Source organism: Streptomyces sp. NBC_00224 (assembly GCF_041435195.1).
Lineage (GTDB): Bacteria > Actinomycetota > Actinomycetes > Streptomycetales > Streptomycetaceae > Streptomyces.
The window spans coordinates 8,720,442-8,736,565 of record NZ_CP108106.1; the positions used below are offsets into that span (position 1 = coordinate 8,720,442).

Genomic DNA, 16,124 nt, shown 5'->3' on the forward strand with positions numbered 1-16,124 from the left:
TGAGTACCGATGCGGGGCAGGCCGGCGGACCGGCCCGTAGTAGTGCTGAAGCCCTCGTAACGAGGGTGGAGTGAAGGGGCCGGGCCGTTCGTGACCGTGTTGATCACATCAACCAGACCGCTGGTCTGGGAGGAGTGGGATGAGCTGGTTGAAGTCACCGACCAAGTCGTTTGAGATTTCCAAGTGGGAGGTCAAGGAAGCCTGGGAGGCTGTCAGAGCCAACAAAGGCGCGCCAGGAGTGGATGGGCAGTCGATCGACGACTTCGAGAAGGACCTAAGGGACAACCTTTACAAGGTCTGGAACCGCATGTCGTCGGGTTCGTACTTCCCGCCTCCGGTGCGCGCGGTGGAGATTCCCAAGCCGCACGGTGGCGGTGTGAGAGTGCTTGGCATTCCCGCAGTCGCTGACCGGGTGGCGCAGACCGTGGTGGCGCGGCATCTGATGCGTCGGGTGGAGCCTGTATTCCACCCGGACTCATTCGGATACCGGCCGGGGCGGTCGGCCTTGGACGCAGTTGGCCGGTGCCGGGAGCGTTGTTGGAAGCGGAATTGGGTCGTCGAGATCGACATCTCTCAGTTCTTCGACAGCGTGCCCTGGGACCTGCTGGTCAAGGCAGTGGAAGCGCACACCGACGCCGATTGGGTGAAGTTGTACGTGCAGCGGTGGCTCGCCGCCCCGCTTGCCATGCCCGACGGCACGCTGCTCAACAGGGAGCGGGGAACCCCACAAGGGGCCCCGGTGTCTCCAGTGCTGGCGAACCTGTTCCTGCATTATGCGTTCGACACGTGGATGGACCGGGAGTTCCCGACCGTCTGGTTCGAACGGTACGCGGATGACGCAGTGCTTCACTGCGCCACCGAGCGCCAAGCCCACCAGGTGCTGGCAGCGCTCACGGACAGGATGGCCGAGGTCGGGCTGCGCCTGCATCTGGCCAAGACCCGGATCGTGTACTGCAAGGACGAGGACAGGTCGGGGACGTATCCCCACACGTCGTTCACGTTCCTTGGCTACACATTCCGCGCCAGGACCAACCGGAACCGACGCGGGAAGCTGTTCCTGTCGTTCGAACCGGCGGTCAGCAGGGAAGCTCTGAAGAAGATGGGGCGTGAAGTGCGGTCATGGCGACTGCACTTGCGTACCGGTTCGACCTTCCAGGAGCTCGCACGGTGGGTCAACCCCGTCGTTGCGGGCTGGATCACCTACTACGGTCGCTTCAGATCGTGGGAGTTGAACCCGTTCCTGTCGCGCATCAACGCCTACCTGGTGCGTTGGATCCGCCACAAGTACAAGCGACTGGCCGCCAAGCGCAAAGCCACCGTGAAGATGCAGGAGATCGCCCAGCGATACCCCGGCATGTTTGCGCATTGGCGCTGCACCACGGCGGCCGTATGGGTCGGCTGATCAGGACGGCAAGAGCCGTGTAACGGGAGACTGTTACGCACGGTTCTGTGAGGGCCGAGGGGTGCGATTCCCCTCGGCTACTCGGCGGAACTGCGCTCCTACGAGCAGGTCATCAAGCTCGAACAGGACCGCCTCGTCTACCAAGCGCGCCTGCAGGCCCGCTACGGCCGCGGCTGGCGCCGCAAGGCCCCCGTCGAGTCGCTGATGCCGCTGCGCCTGGCCAAGTTCGGCGTGCCGCTGGCCGACACCGGCCCCGCAGGCCTCGCCGCCGCCGGCATCGAGCCGACACTGCTGCCCACGGCCCCGCCGGTCACCCCCGTGGTGAGCGCGACCCCCCAGCCCCAGCCCCAGCCCCAGCCCGAGCCGGCGCCCGCGCCGGAGCCGGAGTTCGTCCAGGAGCAGCCGGCCGAGGCCGTGCCCCTGGAGAATCCCTGGTTCGCCGCCCAGCAGTTGGACCAGGAGGCGTACGAGGGCACGTACGACCCGCAGTACGTCGAGGGTCTGGAGCCGACCCCGGTGATGGTCCCGGCGGGGCGGTTGGCCGATGCCTACGAGGCGTTCCTTGCCGAGTTCCGCCTCGAGCCGTCCGCCACGCAGTGGGCCGTGTGGCTGCGCGACGTCCTCGGTATCGCCACGGGTTCGGGCGAGCCGCTCTCCGAGCAGCAGGTGCAGCCCCTGCTCCAAGCCCTCCGTCAACGCTACACACTGCACGCCTCGCGGCGGGCAGCCTCCCGCCCACCACAGCCGAGCGGCCACTCAGGGGACAGCCTCGCCAGCGCCTGGCGTAGCAACAACCAGCAACACGCCTCCAACCCCGATGCGGCCGACGTCACGGCGGATGTGGACGAGCGGGACCTCACCGGTGAGGGGAGCGAGCCCATCAGGGAGGGAGACACCGTGGACGTCGTCGGGCGCTCCCCGGAGGGCCAGGGGGAACACAGGGAGGCGCCTGCCGGGGATGCTGCCGATGCCGGTGAGGAGGAAGCCGACGAGTCGCTGTCGCAGAGGGAGGGTGCGCGGGCGGTGCCCGTCGGTGCTGCCGCCCAGGGCGCGAGGCAGCAGCGTGGCCCCCGGGTTAATGCCCCTCTCGAGCTGCGTTCACCCCCAGGTGGGAACGGGACTGGTGTCCTGAGTGCCTCTGACCGGTACTACCTTGCGTGGAGGGAGTACCAGGAGGAAAACGGTGATGAGCCCACCGATGAGGAGTTGTCGGCCTACCTCGCGACGAAGGGGCTGTTGGGCCGTGGGGGCAAGCGCATCAGCCCGGCCAACGTGCGCCGCCACTTCGTACGGTGGCGCATCTACCAGGTGTGGGCCGAACACCGGCTACACGCCGGCACTCCCGCGCCCGTGGAGGTGGCGCGGGTGTGCGGGGAGCGGGGGATCACCGCCCAGTACAACAAGCCGGTCACCCCCGCGCTGGTCGCCGGGGAATGCGAGGACTTCGAGCGCCGCTGGCAGACACTCACCCACCAACCCACCCCAGGCATGCCATAAACCGCATCCCTGACGGAGGAGGAGCCATGCGCGCCCTGCGCGTTGACCCGGACACTACTGTCACCGAGCTCTTGCTGCCGCGGAAGGACGCGTTCTGCGTGATCGGTGAGCAGGTCGGTTCCCCCGATTGTGTCGACCAGGGCGTGTACCACCGCCGGGCGGTGCTGCACATCCATGGCAGCGGCCGCAGGTTGGGCCTCCCGCAGAACCTGGCTGCCTGGGCGTTGGCGAGTGCCTGGCGGGGCGTCGCCGTGTATCCGCTGGCCGGGACCATCGTCGTCACGGGCCGCACAGCCGACGGGGATGTGACGGCACTCGACGACGACCTGGCGGAACACGTTCAGACTGTGGCGCTCACCGTGCGGGAGACGCTGGCGCAGTGGCGTCGGCGGCCTCCGATCTCCGACGAGGCAGCCATCGGTGAACTGCTCGCCTACGCGGCCCGTGACGTGGCCTCCAGCCGGTAGCGATGACCTGCGCGGCGAGTCGGCTGGGAGGTCCGCGGCGACGTGGCATTCCAGGACCACAACCGCACGCTGAACCCGCCCTGTTGAGATCCCTCAGGCCCAAGGTGGCCGGTAGGCTCCTGGCCGCTCCGAGGGCACGGGAACGCCGGAACCTACCCCCAGATCTTTGCGCATCACCGCCTGCATCTGCGTGATCTCGTCCCACATGTGCAGCAGGAACGCACGCAGCTCCTCACCCGCGTGATCGTCGGTTGCCGACGCCTCGCCGAGCCGTCCGAACCGCTTGTAAGCGTCGGCCAGAGCGATCCGTACGCGGTTGGCGGCGTCCAGCACAGTGTCGGGGACCAGCATCTGGGCCTGCGCGAAGTCGTTCTGGAACGAGAGCCGGGCCTCCTCCGTCTCCGGGGACGGCCCTGCTTGGTGGGGGAATCGGTTCAGATCTTCCATCAGTCGTATCCGCCACAGGCGGGCGCTGGTGTTGAGGGCGATGTAGGTTGCCCGCCGACGCTCCAGGTCGGCTGCCGTCGCTTCGTGGCGCCGCAGGTCTTGGTCGGCCAGCCGTCGCAACTCGGACTCCTGCGAACGCGATCGCGCACCCACCCACGCCGTGGCCAAGGGCGCGAGCAGCGTACCCAACACCCCTATCCCGGCCACCAACACCGCAACAGTTCCCGCCCCCATAGCCCCTCCCCATCGTCGGCCCCTCCACCACGGAGTTCCCGGACGAGCCCTGACTCATCCCCGGCGACAGGAAAGTAGCCGTCGCCCGTTCATCGGACGGTCCCCACCGGACTCCAGGATCAGTGGCCGGCGGCGACCGGAGCGTCGAGCTCGCGTGCGAGATGCGCGGCGGCCGACGCTCGGCAGCTCAAGCCGCGTCGGTGCAGCGCAGGAAGGGCGGGGTCGGGCATGAGCCAGCAGTCTGGTGAGCCACCAACTGGTTCACCCGTCACCCCGACAGCTTGACCAGCGAAGAGGCCCCTCGCCTCTGGAAGTGGAGCCTCATCAGTAAGGTTTCCGCGCGCAGAGGTACGAGGAACTCCTCCGCAACGGCCCGGACCACTTCCCCGTGAGCCGTGCCGACTACGGTCACGGCCTTCTACTCCTGATCATGGGGGGGCAGGGCCGCAGCGCTGATCAGGGCGGTCACACGCCCACATCAGGAACCGCCGTCGCTCGTACTCGGTGGCCAACGATCAGGGTTCGCTGCCACGGGAGAGGGTCCGTGAGCGCGGGGCGGGGCGCCGTGATGCGATCTATACTCGAACGTATGTCCGACAGCGTGTCTCCGAGGCTCGCTGCTCTGCTCTTCCTGGAGCGTGTGCAGCTGGATGACCTGGCCCGGACGCGGCGCTGGATTGAGCGTGAGCGGCAGCGCGCCGCCGAGGAAGCGGCCCGCCGTCCGCTTCCGCCTCCACCGGACTGGGTGATCGCCTATGTATGGCGCGGCGCAGGCAAGGCCCGGCTGCCGGAAGGTGTCCATGTCGGCGGGTGTTCGATGGCGCCTGGCCAGCCCGCGGCCGTCAGCCGCGAGCAGGCCCTCGCCGCTCTCGCCGAAGGCGCCCCGGCCTGTGACTTCTGCCGGCCCGACACGGCCCTTGGTGTGCTGGAATGAGCGGCCCGGAGCATTCTGGAGGCATGGACCAAGCTCCGATAGTCGTCCACCGGCCGCGCGGTAGTGGTGGCCGGCGCGTGACCGTGCGCGGGCAGATCATCGGACTTGCCCACTCCGACCGGGACTTGGTGGAGTTCCTGCGGCAGTCGGGCCTGGATGAGACGAGTGCCGAGGACATGGTCGCGGGGAACTCCGAGCTGATCGAATGGCGGGGCGGCCGGGCGCACCATTATGAGGCGGCGTGACGAGAGCGCCTCTCCGGTCTGAAGGTCGGGGCGGGCGGTGCGCGCTGTCTGATCACGGGGCGGAGTGCGGCTGACGTGGGTGGTGCGGCGGACATGGCCGGGGGTGGCGGATCGTGACGTGCAGCCATCCGTTTCCCTGGGGGAGCGGATGGCTGCACTGTTGCGGATGGGGATGTCGCGGCGTCTGTTCGTCGCGGGTGGTGTGTGGGCGATGCGGTGGCGAGCGTGCTGCGGACGAACATCACTGTGTACGTGCCGACGGCCATGTCTGCTGCCCTCAGGCGGCAGCACAGGAAACCTTGATACCCCGGTTGGCGTGTGCGGCGATTATCCTGGCGGCGGCGATCGTGGCGAGCTGCCCGTAGATCCCGCCCAAGGTGATCCACGCCGAGGGTACGAGTCCCCAGCCGTGACCTGTCGCCTTGAGTTTCGTGCCGTCCGCCCCCTTCTGGAATGGGCGCAGTCCCCCAGCCGGCCGGTTAACTTGCGGCTGTGGCTGCCGCGTTGACGGGACGCTACCCTGCGTTGACGGCTGGAAATGGCGGAGGGGCGATTGCCTGTTCTGTGGCGAGAGCGTTCCCAGCCAGGGGCGGTGACGTCATGATCGAAATCTGCGGGATCGGGAAGGAATGGGAACTGGCCCGTGCTGAGACCGGACATCCTGCGCCCGCTGCCTCGTGCGTATCCAGAATGGTCAAGAACTTGCAAACCGCCCTAAGAATCCCAGCTCACGAAGCGTGGTCCCCGCGCAGGCGGGGGTGAACCGAAAGGGTAGGGCACCGCCGGGCGGGGTGTCAGGTGGTCCCCGCGCAGGCGGGGGTGAACCGCCGCCCCGGTTCGCGGCGGTCCCGCACACCGCGTGGTCCCCGCGCAGGCGGGGGTGAACCGACGTTCGGGGAGGGTGTCGGCAAGACCGGCAAGTGGTCCCCGCGCAGGCGGGGGTGAACCGACGCTGGACTCTAGGGGAGCACCGGGATGAGCGTGGTCCCCGCGCAGGCGGGGGTGAACCGATCCGATCGCCTATACCCACCTGACGGGCAAAGTGGTCCCCGCGCAGGCGGGGGTGAACCGTCGTCCGTAGCGGTCAAGACCTTCCCTCGCTCGTGTCCCCGCGCAGGCGGGGGTGAACCGCGCTTTTCTCCCTGGATCGAGGGGCGGTCCAGGTGGTCCCCGCGCAGGCGGGGGTGAACCGGCCTACGACTACATGAGGTCGATCTTGGTCACGTGGTCCCCGCGCAGGCGGGGGTGAACCGGCTGAGGCAAAGCGGCAGCGCGCCGTGGCCATGTGGTCCCCGCGCAGGCGGGGTGAACCGGCCCGAGGAGGCGGCTGGCCCGTACACGAGCAGTGGTCCCAGCGCAGGCGGGGGTGAACCGGCGATCGGGTAGACGCCGAGGTTGCGCCCGTTCCGCTCCCCGCGCAGGCGGGGGTGAACCGATCCACGACAGCTCCATCTGAGTCGTGGCAAACCGCTCCCCGCGCAGGCGGGGGTGAACCGGGCTTGTCGTACGCGGACGGCGGCATCCGCGACCGCTCCCCGCGCAGGTCGGGGGTGAACCGGTGGTGACGTCGATGCCCATCGGATCGGTGGGCCGCTTCCCGCGCAGGCGGGGGTGAACCGAACCGGATCGACCCCCGGGTCTACACGGCTCACCGCTCCCCGCGCAGGCGGGGGTGAAGGGGGAAGCGTACTGGTTGGTGGCGGGTGCATGGGCGTGAGGTGCTTGGGCTTGAACGGTCGGAGTATGCGCGTCAGTTGGTTTTTTCCATGTCTTGCAGCCGTTGGTGCGGAAGGCTTTGTCGGTGGCTGCGATGGTGACGGTCTCGGCTCCTTTGGATGCGTCGGCGCTGATCACGTCTTTGCCCTCGCCGCTGGTCTTGTTCAGTCGGGCCCAGGTGTAGTAGGTGATGGGGTCGCCCTGGGGGCCCTCGCTGTGGTAGGTGCCGGGCCGGATGTCCCGCCCGATGAGGGAAATGCCGTCACCCGGGATCTGCCCGGCCTTCGCGTGGCCTGCGTCCTCGGAGCGTGGCGGAGCTGCCGTCGGCGGCAGCGCGGCGGTCTCGGTGCGCGTGGCTGTCACCGTGGGGGAGGCGCCCCCGTCGGAGGAGGAGTGCCCCACCGAGCCGGCCAACGCTCCGATCAGCAGCCCCACCGCGGCCGCTGCTGTATGCGTCAGCCACGGCCGGATCCGCCTGCTCCTCGGCTGCCCGTCCTCGCCGTCGGGCCGCTGTATCGGTCCATGCGGAGGCCCTCCAGGCACTCGCCACTCCATCCCCACAGACTGAACCCGCCACCCCGCCCGCGCACGCCAACCCGCCGCAGCGCCACTACTGCTGGGTTCCTGTGAGGCAGGAAACAGCCATCCGGCGCAGCGAGGAGACGCGGGTGCGGTGACCAACATCCCGTCACAGGCTGGTGTTGAGACTGTCGAGGGGAGCAGGTATCGGTTCGGAGCCGAAAGCCTCTGCCAGGGGCAGCGCCGACACTGGCGTGAAGTCGGGGGACGGCGGGGTGCAGCATGGCTGGTGCCTGCGCGGTGAGAAGGACTTCCAGGCCACGCCCTGCATCGCGTCCGGCGGAGCTCCCGCGCCGGCTGGCCGCACGGTGTCTTCGGTACCCGCTCGGCAACGCTCCCCGGCACGGGTAGCCGTATGGACTCTTTGGCAGGTGATCCTGGCCCCCGCTGGGCCGTTCAACCGCGGGTCTTCGCCGTCGACCCTGAGGCCGGCGGGGGCTCTTCGGCGGCACGGCGGCCCCCGGCTGCGGCAGTACCGGAGCCGGGAGATGTGCATCTTGTATTTCGTTACCGTGGTGTGCACCGGGGGCGTCGTCTACAGCGAGGTCTGGTCCTCACCGTTGAAGCGTTGGTCGCGGCAGCCATCTCGCATCGATCCCGTGATCTTTTGCGCACTCTCCTGCAATACCGCCCCACTGTGAGGCACGTGCGAGCAGCTTGGTCGGGCTTGGCCCGTACGGCCGGTGGGGAGGTGTCGAGTGCTGGCGGTGCTGAGCGCCGTTGGAGCGGAGGCTGTTGGCGATGTTCTGACGTCAGCGGTGATGGGTGAGATGGTGGGAGCCGTGGAGTGAGGGGGGAGATGTTCGATCCGGGACTTGCTGGCCAAGAAACGGCAAAGCGGTCTTGATGTAGCAGCTCAGGAAGCCTGATCCCCGCGCAGGCGGGGGTGAACCGTCCGCACGGCAGTTGGCGCGGCCAGCGGGAAGCTGATCCCCGCGCAGGCGGGGGTGAACCGGAGGGGCGGATGCCCTGCGAAGACTGCTCGCCCTGATCCCCGCGCAGGCGGGGGTGAACCAAGCCCACCATGTCCGCATCAGTCAAGAGGAGCGTCTGATCCCCGCGCAGGCGGGGGTGAACCGGGCTACGTGGATCTGATGTACCGCTCGGGCCGCTGATCCCCGCGCAGGCGGGGGTGAACCGCCCAGGAAATCCACGGAATCGGTGACCAGGACCTGATCCCCGCGCAGGCGGGGTGAACCGAACGTGGCAGAGCAGGCGTTGTGGACGCGGTGCTGATCCCGGGCGCCTGGGCTGTGCTGTTGAGCTCACATTCGCCGGCACCCTCGCGCCCCTTTTGCCTCTCTACAGGTATCCGCCGTTGGTGAGCGGTCGGCTGGGCTCGCGAGACTTCCTGTCTAAAATGCTGGAGCCTCGGTGCAGTTCGTCAGTGAGTGAGGAGATTCCAGTGGTCCCTAGTGGCATGCGTCAAGAACTTGCAAAGGGTCTTCAGCGTCGCAGGTCAGGAAGCCCGCTCCCCGCGCAGGCGGGGGTGAACCAGTCGGGCAGTACCTTTCGGCGTGCCAGCAGGCCCTGCTCCCCGCGCAGGCGGGGGTGAACCGCAGTACTCGCGACGCAGGGCGTAGAGCTCGGCCTGCTCCCCGCGCAGGCGGGGGTGAACCGGCGCCCTCTGGCTCAACGGCTGCCTGTGCGCCCTGCTCCCCGTGCAGGCGGGGGTGAACCGCGTCAGCCGACCTCGCCGCGCTCCTCGAACTACTGCTCCCCGCGCAGGCGGGGGTGAACCGTTCCATCACCCCGACTCCCACCGCCTGTGCGCCTGCTCCCCGCGCAGGCGGGGGTGAACCGGCGCAGGACTCGCTGGTCACCAGCGGCCGGCCCTGCTCCCCGCGCAGGCGGGGGTGAACCGCGCCAGGAACGACGCGACGATTTCACTGCGACCTGCTCCCCGCGCAGGCGGGGGTGAACCGCACTTCACGTGGTTCCGTGAAGCCGTGCAGGCCCGCTCCCCGCGCAGGCGGGGGTGAACCGCCGGTCTGGCGAACCTGGGTCTTGAGCTGGGTCCGCTCCCCGCGCAGGCGGGGGTGAACCGGACTCCACGTGGCGGCACGACGGCTGCCCGATGTGGTCCCCGCGCAGGCGGGGGTGAACCGCTCAGGACGTGGCTCGCCTCTGCGAGATCGCCCCGCTCCCCGCGCAGGTGGGGGTGAGCCAGATCGGGCCAGGCGCGGGCGCTTTGGCGGTGTTGTGGTAGCGGCAGGCGGTAGTGGTTCGGGGCGGGATTGCGGTGAGCGGCTGTGTGGGGGGAAGTGGCTGGTGTTCTCGTCAACGTCCCTGGGGGCGGGGCGTGTTGTCGGTGGGGGGTCTGGCCTGGTGTGTTGTGGCGTTGTCTGTGGCGTGTGGTGGAGTACTGCCCTGCTGCTGGGCTCGGGGTGGGGGAGTGATGGTCGATACATGCTTATGGGGAAAGTCTGATGGGCTGCCCATGCCGTATCCGTTGGCGGGGCATCTGGTGGACACGGCGGTGGTGTGCGGGACGGTGTGGGACTCGGTGCTCTCGGCCGCCCAGCAGCGTCGCGTCGCCGAGGCGCTGAAGCTCGGGCCGCAGCAGGCCCGTGGCGTGGTGATGTTCTGGGCGGGTCTGCACGATCTGGGGAAGATCACGCCGGGTTTCCAGCGGCTCGCGGCTCGGACCAGGCCGGCTGCCTGCGGCTTCCTCGACGAGGCGGCGTATGCGGACGGGCGTGCTGTCCGGGGGCGGTTCAGGGGTTGTGCGGCATGAGTACGCCACTCACCGCGCCCTGCCGCAGCTGCTGGCACGGCTGGGATATCCGCAGTCGGGCGGGCGGCTCGCGCGGCTGCTGCTCGCGCAGGTGCCGCAGTTGCTGGGCGGGCATCACGGCCGTTACCCGCAGGGGATTGAGCTGCGTGATCTGCAGGACCCGCTGAGCGTGACACGGGAGCTGGGGGCCGGTGCCTGGGCTGAGCAGCGGTGGGAGCATGTGGCGGCGCTGCACGAGGTGCTGGGTGGGCCTGCGGTACCGGCCTGCGGGGCGCTGCCGGTGGAGGTGGCTGTGGTCATCGCCGGCATGGTGATCGTCTCGGACTGGATCGCCAGCCAGGAGCACGTCATCCTCCGGCAGTAAATACGCCTTGCTGGCCAAGCGGATGTGGGTTCCCGTGCGTCACTGGCTGGCCATGCGCGGGCTCTGATGCGTGGAGTACCGGACTTGTAGGAGGAAGCGGGTCTGGGGTGGGCGGCCCTGCGGAGCGGCACTTTCGCTGAGTTGTTCCCTGAGATCGCGCGTCCGTACGGCTTGCAGAAGAGCGTGGAGGCGGGGCTGTCCGGGGCGATTGATGGTCGGGGATCTTGGTGGTGACGGCGCCGACGGGGGAGGGGAAGACCGAGACGGCGTTCTACCGCGTCGTTACTCTGGTCCGCGCGCAGGCGGGGGTGAACCGGGCGCGGACCAGGAAACGGGCGTCCTGCACCGGTGGTCCCCGCGCAGGCGGGGGTGAACCGACGGAAGCCGCGCTGGTGCAGTGCATCGCCCTGTGGTCCCTGCGCAGGCGGGGGTGAACCGCATACGTACACGCGCCGCCTGTCTGAGGATGTCCGCTCCCCGCGCAGGCGGGGGTGAACCGGCCACGCTCACCGACTACAGGCGACAGCTGAAGTGGTCCCCGCGCAGGCGGGGGTGAACCTAGGCGTTGGGTCGACTTCGGGTGTGCGGAGAGTGGCCAGCCTGCGGGGCATCGCCGTTATGCAAAGGGGTGACGGACCCCTGGGGTCCGTCACCGTTGGCTCACAAGAGCCAGCTGACGAGTTCGTTGATCAGGACACGGAGTACCGCGCTGACCACGACGCGGGAGACCTCGAGGAGGACCTCGCGTCGCTGGACGAACTTCTGCGGGAACCTGGACACTGTTTCTCCATAGCGCCTACAGGGCCGAGGTTGCGCCACATCCCTCGAGAGGGTCGTGCGTTCATCTCGGTGTGCCGTCGGCGGGAGAGCCAATGGGATTCCGCGCACCTCCCAGGGAGACGTGCAGCAGTAAGTACTCTACGCGCAGGACCAGTTCGAGTGCCTGCGGTTGACTGAATTCCCCTCCGTCGGTCCTCGCGGGGCGCGGCAGGGCGAGGCGATGTTGCAGGCAAGGGTCGCTCTGTTGCGTTCTGCTGAGGCACACCTGCACTGAACCTGTGACAAGGAGCACTATGCCCCTGGATGCCCGCCTGTGGGGCAAACATGCCGGACTGGGCCAGAACGCTCGCGGTGCAGATCACACGCATCCTTTGATCTGTCACCTGCTGGACACGGCGGCCGTCGCCGAGCTGGTCTGGGATGAACTACTGACCGCGCACCAGCGGAGCATGGTGGTGGAGTCGCTGCAGGTTTCGCCTGGGCAGGCGCGTGCGCTCGCGGCATTCTGGGCGGGGCTGCATGACATTGGGAAGATCAGTGTGCCGTTCCAACTGCACTCGAATGGACCGAAACACGCGGACAAGAGGCTGCAAGCCCAGGAGCTGAGGGGTGAGCCGGGGTACGGGTTCGGTGCTGGTGCCGCGCAGGACAGGCAGTCGCACGAAGCGGCGGCGCACTGGTGGCTGGTGGGGGCCTTCAGGGAGAGCGGCTATCCGGACTCGAGGCGGCGTCCGCAGTCCCGGCTCAGCCATGCGGTGGCCCAGCTCCTCGGTGGGCACGGTGGCCGTTTCCACCCGGTGGTCTACGACAAGGACTCGAGGTGCCCCGTTGCGCGTCACCCCGGTATGGGCGCGGGCAGTTGGGAGGAGCAGCGCCGGCTCCACTTCAAGGAGGTACGCAGAGTGGTCGGGGCGACCTGGGTTCCGCAGGGGCGGATGACGCCGGAGGCGGCTGTTGTCCTGACGGGGTTGGTGACCTTGTCGGACTGGCTGGCCAGTATCGAAGAGGAGATCCTGACCCGGCTCAGGGACGAGGGATGGGCTGGAACTCCCGAAGACCTGGACGCCTACTGGCAGATCGCCCGCACGGCGGCTCGCCGTCTGGTGCAGCAGGCGGACCTGCTCGGGACGGGTTTCGCCCGGCCGTCAGAGTCTGCACAGGGCGTGGGGGAGACGGGTCTTGGGGTGAGCATGGCTCGCCAGTTGCCTGATCTGGTAGCCGAACATGGGCCGGGCTTGGTGGTCGTGACTGCTTCGCCGTCAGAGGACCGTACCGAAGCGGTCCTTCGCGCAGCGGCCGTCCTTGGGCATGCAGCGAATGCGCGGGGCCTCTTCTACGCCGTGCCGACCGGTTCAGCGGCCGACAGTCACATGGCGCAGGTGCACGCGTTCGCCGGGCAGGCGCTGACCGGGCCCTGGCGGTCGCTGCTGCTACACAGCTCTTCGCGATTGAAGCCGGCGGAAGCCGCGGAGCAGTGGGCGCACGCCAACGCAGCCGGGGGAGTCAGCGCGGAGCCTGGTGAGGAGTGGGCCCTGACAGCGAACAGCTGGCTCAACTCCCATCACCGCGCGCTCTTGGCTGCGCTCGGCACGGGGACGGTGGACGAGCTTCTGCAGGCTGTCATGCCGGTGAAGTTCAACGTCATGAGGCTCTTTGCCCTTTCCGGCAAGGTCGTCGTGGTGGATGAAGCCCATGCCCGTGGCGCCTGGGGGCAGAAGCTGATGCTCCGGTTCCTGGAGTGGGCTGCTGCGTTGCGGATACCGGTTGTCCTGGCCGCGACGGCTGCGGACACGTCCGTGGATGCGATGCTGGCGGCCTACCGCCGGGGCGCAGGTGGTGGTCAGGAGCCGGTGACCCAGCCTCGCCGCTCGCCGGGGTGGTCGTTCGTGGATGCCCGGTCGGGAGGCGGGCACTTGCCTCAGCAGCCTGCCGGCAGCACGCGCGGCCGCACGCTCGGCATCACAGTCGTTGACGGTTCGCCGTATGCCGAGATCCGGGCGGCTCTTGCACCGGTGGTCACAGAAGGCAGCGGACGGGCCGTCGTCTACCGGTCGACGCCGGCGGAAGCCATCCGCACGTTCCATCAGCTCACACAGGATCTGCCCGGCCTTGATGTGACCCTGATCCATGAACAGATGCGCAACAAGGACCGATGGAAGCGGCTTGCAGCCTGCCGGAACGCCTTCGCCCCCAACGGTAGAGTCTCCAGGCCCTCCGTGCTGGTGACAACGCCGATGCTGGAACATGTCCGGGGTCTGCACTTTGACCTCGTCATCTCTGGACTGGCACCGCTCGCGGCCTTGCTGGCCCGCGCGGCGCAGAGCGTGAGTGATCGGCCAAGGCTGGTGGTGCTCCGAGCGGACAACGTGTCCGCACGGGACGAGGCCGCGCTGGTGCGGCGCACTGACCTGATCCTGGGGGCCGGCAGGACCATTTCGCTGCCTGGAGAACTGCCCTTGCTGCTGGATGAGGTGTACGCCGACGAGCTCGTCGACGGGTTGGGGGAGTCCGCGGCGCGTGAGCTCCAGCAGCTCGACAACCGGCGCGCGGTGCGGGAACGCAGAGCCAGGGGTACTGCGGGTTGGCTGGCGGTGCCTGGACCGCGGGAGCTCGACGGTGACCTCGGTCTGCTCAGCCGCTGCCACCCCGGTTTGGAGCCCGAGCTGCTCTCGTCTGTGCTCGGTGAGGAGGTGGTGCATGTGGTCTGCCTCTTCCCCGGGCCCGACAAGCAGGGGCAGACGGTGTACCTGTTGGAGGACGGCGTCCTGGAGCAGAAACTTGAGCAACGCCGCCCTAAGAGGAGACCGAATCCAGGCCAGCTCGTCCCCTATCTGATACCGGTGCCGAAGCGACTTGTCGAGGGTGTGGAGGGCGATGCCAACGCCGCCTGGCGCGACATGGCCGCCCTCCAGAATGTTCTCCGACTGAACCTGAGGCGGGAAGACGGTGCATGGGTGTACGTCAGCCCGACCCACCGTTTCTGCATAAGTGAACTTGGCCTGAAAATTGATCCGTTGCCGTAACCGCCCACGCCGCCCGGGTACGTCCTTCTAGCATTCGGAGGAAGTCCGGCCACGGGGGGAGGGGCGTGTCCACGCCTGCGTCCAATCTGATCGAACAGCCATGGATTCCGGTCGCATGGCTGGATGGGAAGTCAGGCCCATCTCACGTGGGCCTCAGGAGCCTGTTCCTGCAGGCCCGAGAGATCCGCACGCTGCTGATTCCGGAGGCTCCGGCTCACTCTGCGATGCTGCGCTTGCTGTACGCGCTCACGGCCCGGATCACCGCGCTGGACGAGGCCGGTCCCGGAAGCTGGGGCGACCGGCGGGAGGAAATCCTTGAGCAGGGTCTTCCCGAGCAGAGCATCGAACTCCCCGACGGCCGCAAGGCCGGCATCGCCGGCTACTTCGACCAGTGGACTCACCGATTCGACCTGTTCGATCGCGATCGTCCCTGGCTTCAGGACCCTCGCCTTTCCGACCAGTGCGACAGGAACCGCACCGCCGGGGTCCACAAGCTGGTCATGAGCCGGTCAGCGGGCAACAACCATTCCTGGTTCGGGCACTGGAGCCATGACCAGCTCGTACTCCCCAACCTTTCGCAGGCGGCACTGTCGTTGCTGACCTGGCACTACTGGGGATCTCCCGGCGGCCTCTCGAGGCGTGCGGTCGGCCAGGTGAGCCACCACTACGCGAAGGCTTCACCACTGCGCGCTGCGCTGTCGTATCACCCGGAGTGCGACAACCTCTTCCTCACGCTCCTGGCAGGTCTGACGCCGCCGGACGGCGACGTCAGCCGAATGAGCGACCTGTGTCCCTGGGAGCGCGATGACCTCCCGGACCCGCTCCAGCCGATGCCCGAGCCACAGGGTCCCTGCTCCCGGCTCACCGCCTGTTCACAGCACGCTCTCCTGCTCGTCCCTGACGAGGATGGCCAGCACACCGCCGACGCGTACATCACCTGGGCCTACAACGCCGAACGCATCCGGCCGGAAGACGATTACCTGATCTGGGACATCGACAAGGAGGGGAAGAGCTCCCCCCGGCCCGCACGCGCCTCCCGATCTCTGTGGCGGGACATCGATGCCCTTCTGCTCAAGCAGCTGGATGACTCCAGCCCCATCCAGCCGAGGGTCATGGACCACGCTTTCGACGTCAGCGAGTACTTGCGCGTACGCGCGCTCGGCTTCGAACAGGACTCCAGCCAGGCGGCCAACCATCAATACGTCGACTCCACGACCCCGGTCCTCCTTACCCGAGTGGAGGAAGACGTGGCGAACACAGACCTGCCCGTGCGTCAGCTCCGCGAGCTCGGCGAGCTCTTCGGAGGCCGGCTGGAGCAGGCCACGAAGGAAGCCTGGCTGAAGTACACGGCTGACAAGAAGAATGATCCGGGAGCATGGCTGGACGCGGTCACGGCACGGTACTGGCCGTCGGCGGAGGACGAGTTCTGGTCACGATTTCGGCAACTGAACCGCTTGGACGGTCTCGAGGGTTCCGGCTTCGATTTCGACGCCACATGCAGGGCTTTCGGGCGACACGCGCTCGATGCCTACGAGACGGTGACCGACTCCGTGACGCGCACCCCACGAGGCGCGAAGGCCGTCGCCAGGGCGAAAGCGATCCTCCTAGCCGCCCTGAAAGACCCACACAAGGCGATGGAGCAACCGCAGACGAGACGGGCGGCCAAGAAGTCGTGACCGTCGTCCGCCGACCCGAGGAC

At 68.2% G+C, this 16,124-nt stretch carries 9 protein-coding genes, 1 pseudogene and 3 CRISPR repeat arrays; of the genes and pseudogenes, 9 read left to right on the plus strand and 1 reads right to left on the minus strand.

All coding sequences use genetic code 11. The features are described 5' to 3' along the window. The first annotated feature begins 139 nt into the window (after positions 1–139). The 3 genes and pseudogenes from ltrA to OG965_RS39020 all read left to right on the plus strand — a co-directional run bounded on the left by ltrA (position 140) and on the right by OG965_RS39020 (position 3,366). Positions 140–1,402 carry a group II intron reverse transcriptase/maturase gene (gene ltrA, locus OG965_RS39010; RefSeq protein WP_371656793.1) on the plus strand — a complete coding sequence of 421 codons (1,263 nt, stop codon included), beginning with the start codon at positions 140–142 and terminating at the stop codon, positions 1,400–1,402. Positions 1,403–1,489: 87 nt separating this feature from the next. After that, a pseudogene (locus OG965_RS39015) lies at positions 1,490–1,936 on the plus strand (hypothetical protein); the annotation flags it as partial. Between the two features lie 989 nt (positions 1,937–2,925). Continuing rightward, the gene (locus OG965_RS39020; protein ID WP_371656794.1) at positions 2,926–3,366 is read left to right on the plus strand and encodes a hypothetical protein; all 441 of its coding nucleotides are present in this window, start codon (positions 2,926–2,928) and stop codon (positions 3,364–3,366) included. 93 nt (positions 3,367–3,459) lie between these two features. Here OG965_RS39020 and OG965_RS39025 read toward each other — a convergent pair whose 3' ends face one another. Continuing rightward, positions 3,460–4,002, minus strand: coding sequence for a hypothetical protein (locus tag OG965_RS39025; protein ID WP_371656795.1), 543 nt, complete (start codon positions 4,000–4,002; stop codon positions 3,460–3,462). Positions 4,003–4,636: 634 nt separating this feature from the next. On the opposite strand from OG965_RS39025, the gene OG965_RS39030 reads away from it, so the two are divergent. The 6 genes from OG965_RS39030 to casA all read left to right on the plus strand — a co-directional run bounded on the left by OG965_RS39030 (position 4,637) and on the right by casA (position 16,101). Beyond that, complete coding sequence (locus tag OG965_RS39030) at positions 4,637–4,981, plus strand: DUF6233 domain-containing protein (protein ID WP_371656796.1); 345 nt, start codon at positions 4,637–4,639, stop codon at positions 4,979–4,981. A gap of 23 nt (positions 4,982–5,004) precedes the next feature. Beyond that, on the plus strand, positions 5,005–5,226 hold the full coding sequence (locus OG965_RS39035) for a hypothetical protein (RefSeq protein WP_371656797.1): 222 nt from the start codon (positions 5,005–5,007) through the stop codon (positions 5,224–5,226). Between the two features lie 739 nt (positions 5,227–5,965). After that, positions 5,966–6,906: a CRISPR direct-repeat array (repeat unit 22 nt; unit sequence TCCCCGCGCAGGCGGGGGTGAA). 1,480 nt (positions 6,907–8,386) lie between these two features. After that, positions 8,387–8,778: direct repeats of the CRISPR family, unit length 25 nt; unit sequence CTGATCCCCGCGCAGGCGGGGGTGA. 213 nt (positions 8,779–8,991) lie between these two features. Continuing rightward, positions 8,992–9,689: a CRISPR direct-repeat array (repeat unit 26 nt; unit sequence GCTCCCCGCGCAGGCGGGGGTGAACC). Positions 9,690–9,919: 230 nt separating this feature from the next. Continuing rightward, a complete protein-coding gene (locus OG965_RS39040) occupies positions 9,920–10,258 on the plus strand; it encodes an HD domain-containing protein (protein WP_371656808.1) in 339 nt (112 codons plus the stop codon). Continuing rightward, positions 10,248–10,622: an HD domain-containing protein gene (locus OG965_RS39045; protein ID WP_371648072.1), complete on the plus strand. Its 375-nt coding sequence runs from the start codon at positions 10,248–10,250 to the stop codon at positions 10,620–10,622. The genes OG965_RS39040 and OG965_RS39045 overlap by 11 nt, the downstream gene beginning before the upstream one ends. Positions 10,623–11,695: 1,073 nt before the next feature. Further along, positions 11,696–14,425, plus strand: a complete 2,730-nt coding sequence (locus tag OG965_RS39050; RefSeq protein ID WP_371648070.1) for a CRISPR-associated endonuclease Cas3'' — start codon at positions 11,696–11,698, stop codon at positions 14,423–14,425. 65 nt (positions 14,426–14,490) lie between these two features. After that, positions 14,491–16,101: a type I-E CRISPR-associated protein Cse1/CasA gene (gene casA / locus OG965_RS39055; protein ID WP_371648067.1), complete on the plus strand. Its 1,611-nt coding sequence runs from the start codon at positions 14,491–14,493 to the stop codon at positions 16,099–16,101. The last annotated feature ends 23 nt before the right edge of the window (positions 16,102–16,124 follow it).

Excerpts from the sequence above, each read along its gene's own strand:
- OG965_RS39050 (WP_371648070.1), top strand. The coding sequence starts at position 11,696 with ATGCCCCTGGATGCCCGCCTGTGGGGCAAACATGCCGGACTGGGCCAG.
- OG965_RS39020 (WP_371656794.1), top strand. The coding sequence starts at position 2,926 with ATGCGCGCCCTGCGCGTTGACCCGGACACTACTGTCACCGAGCTCTTG.
- OG965_RS39040 (WP_371656808.1), top strand. The coding sequence starts at position 9,920 with ATGGTCGATACATGCTTATGGGGAAAGTCTGATGGGCTGCCCATGCCG.
- ltrA (WP_371656793.1), top strand. The coding sequence starts at position 140 with ATGAGCTGGTTGAAGTCACCGACCAAGTCGTTTGAGATTTCCAAGTGG.
- OG965_RS39030 (WP_371656796.1), top strand. The coding sequence starts at position 4,637 with ATGTCCGACAGCGTGTCTCCGAGGCTCGCTGCTCTGCTCTTCCTGGAG.
- OG965_RS39035 (WP_371656797.1), top strand. The coding sequence starts at position 5,005 with ATGGACCAAGCTCCGATAGTCGTCCACCGGCCGCGCGGTAGTGGTGGC.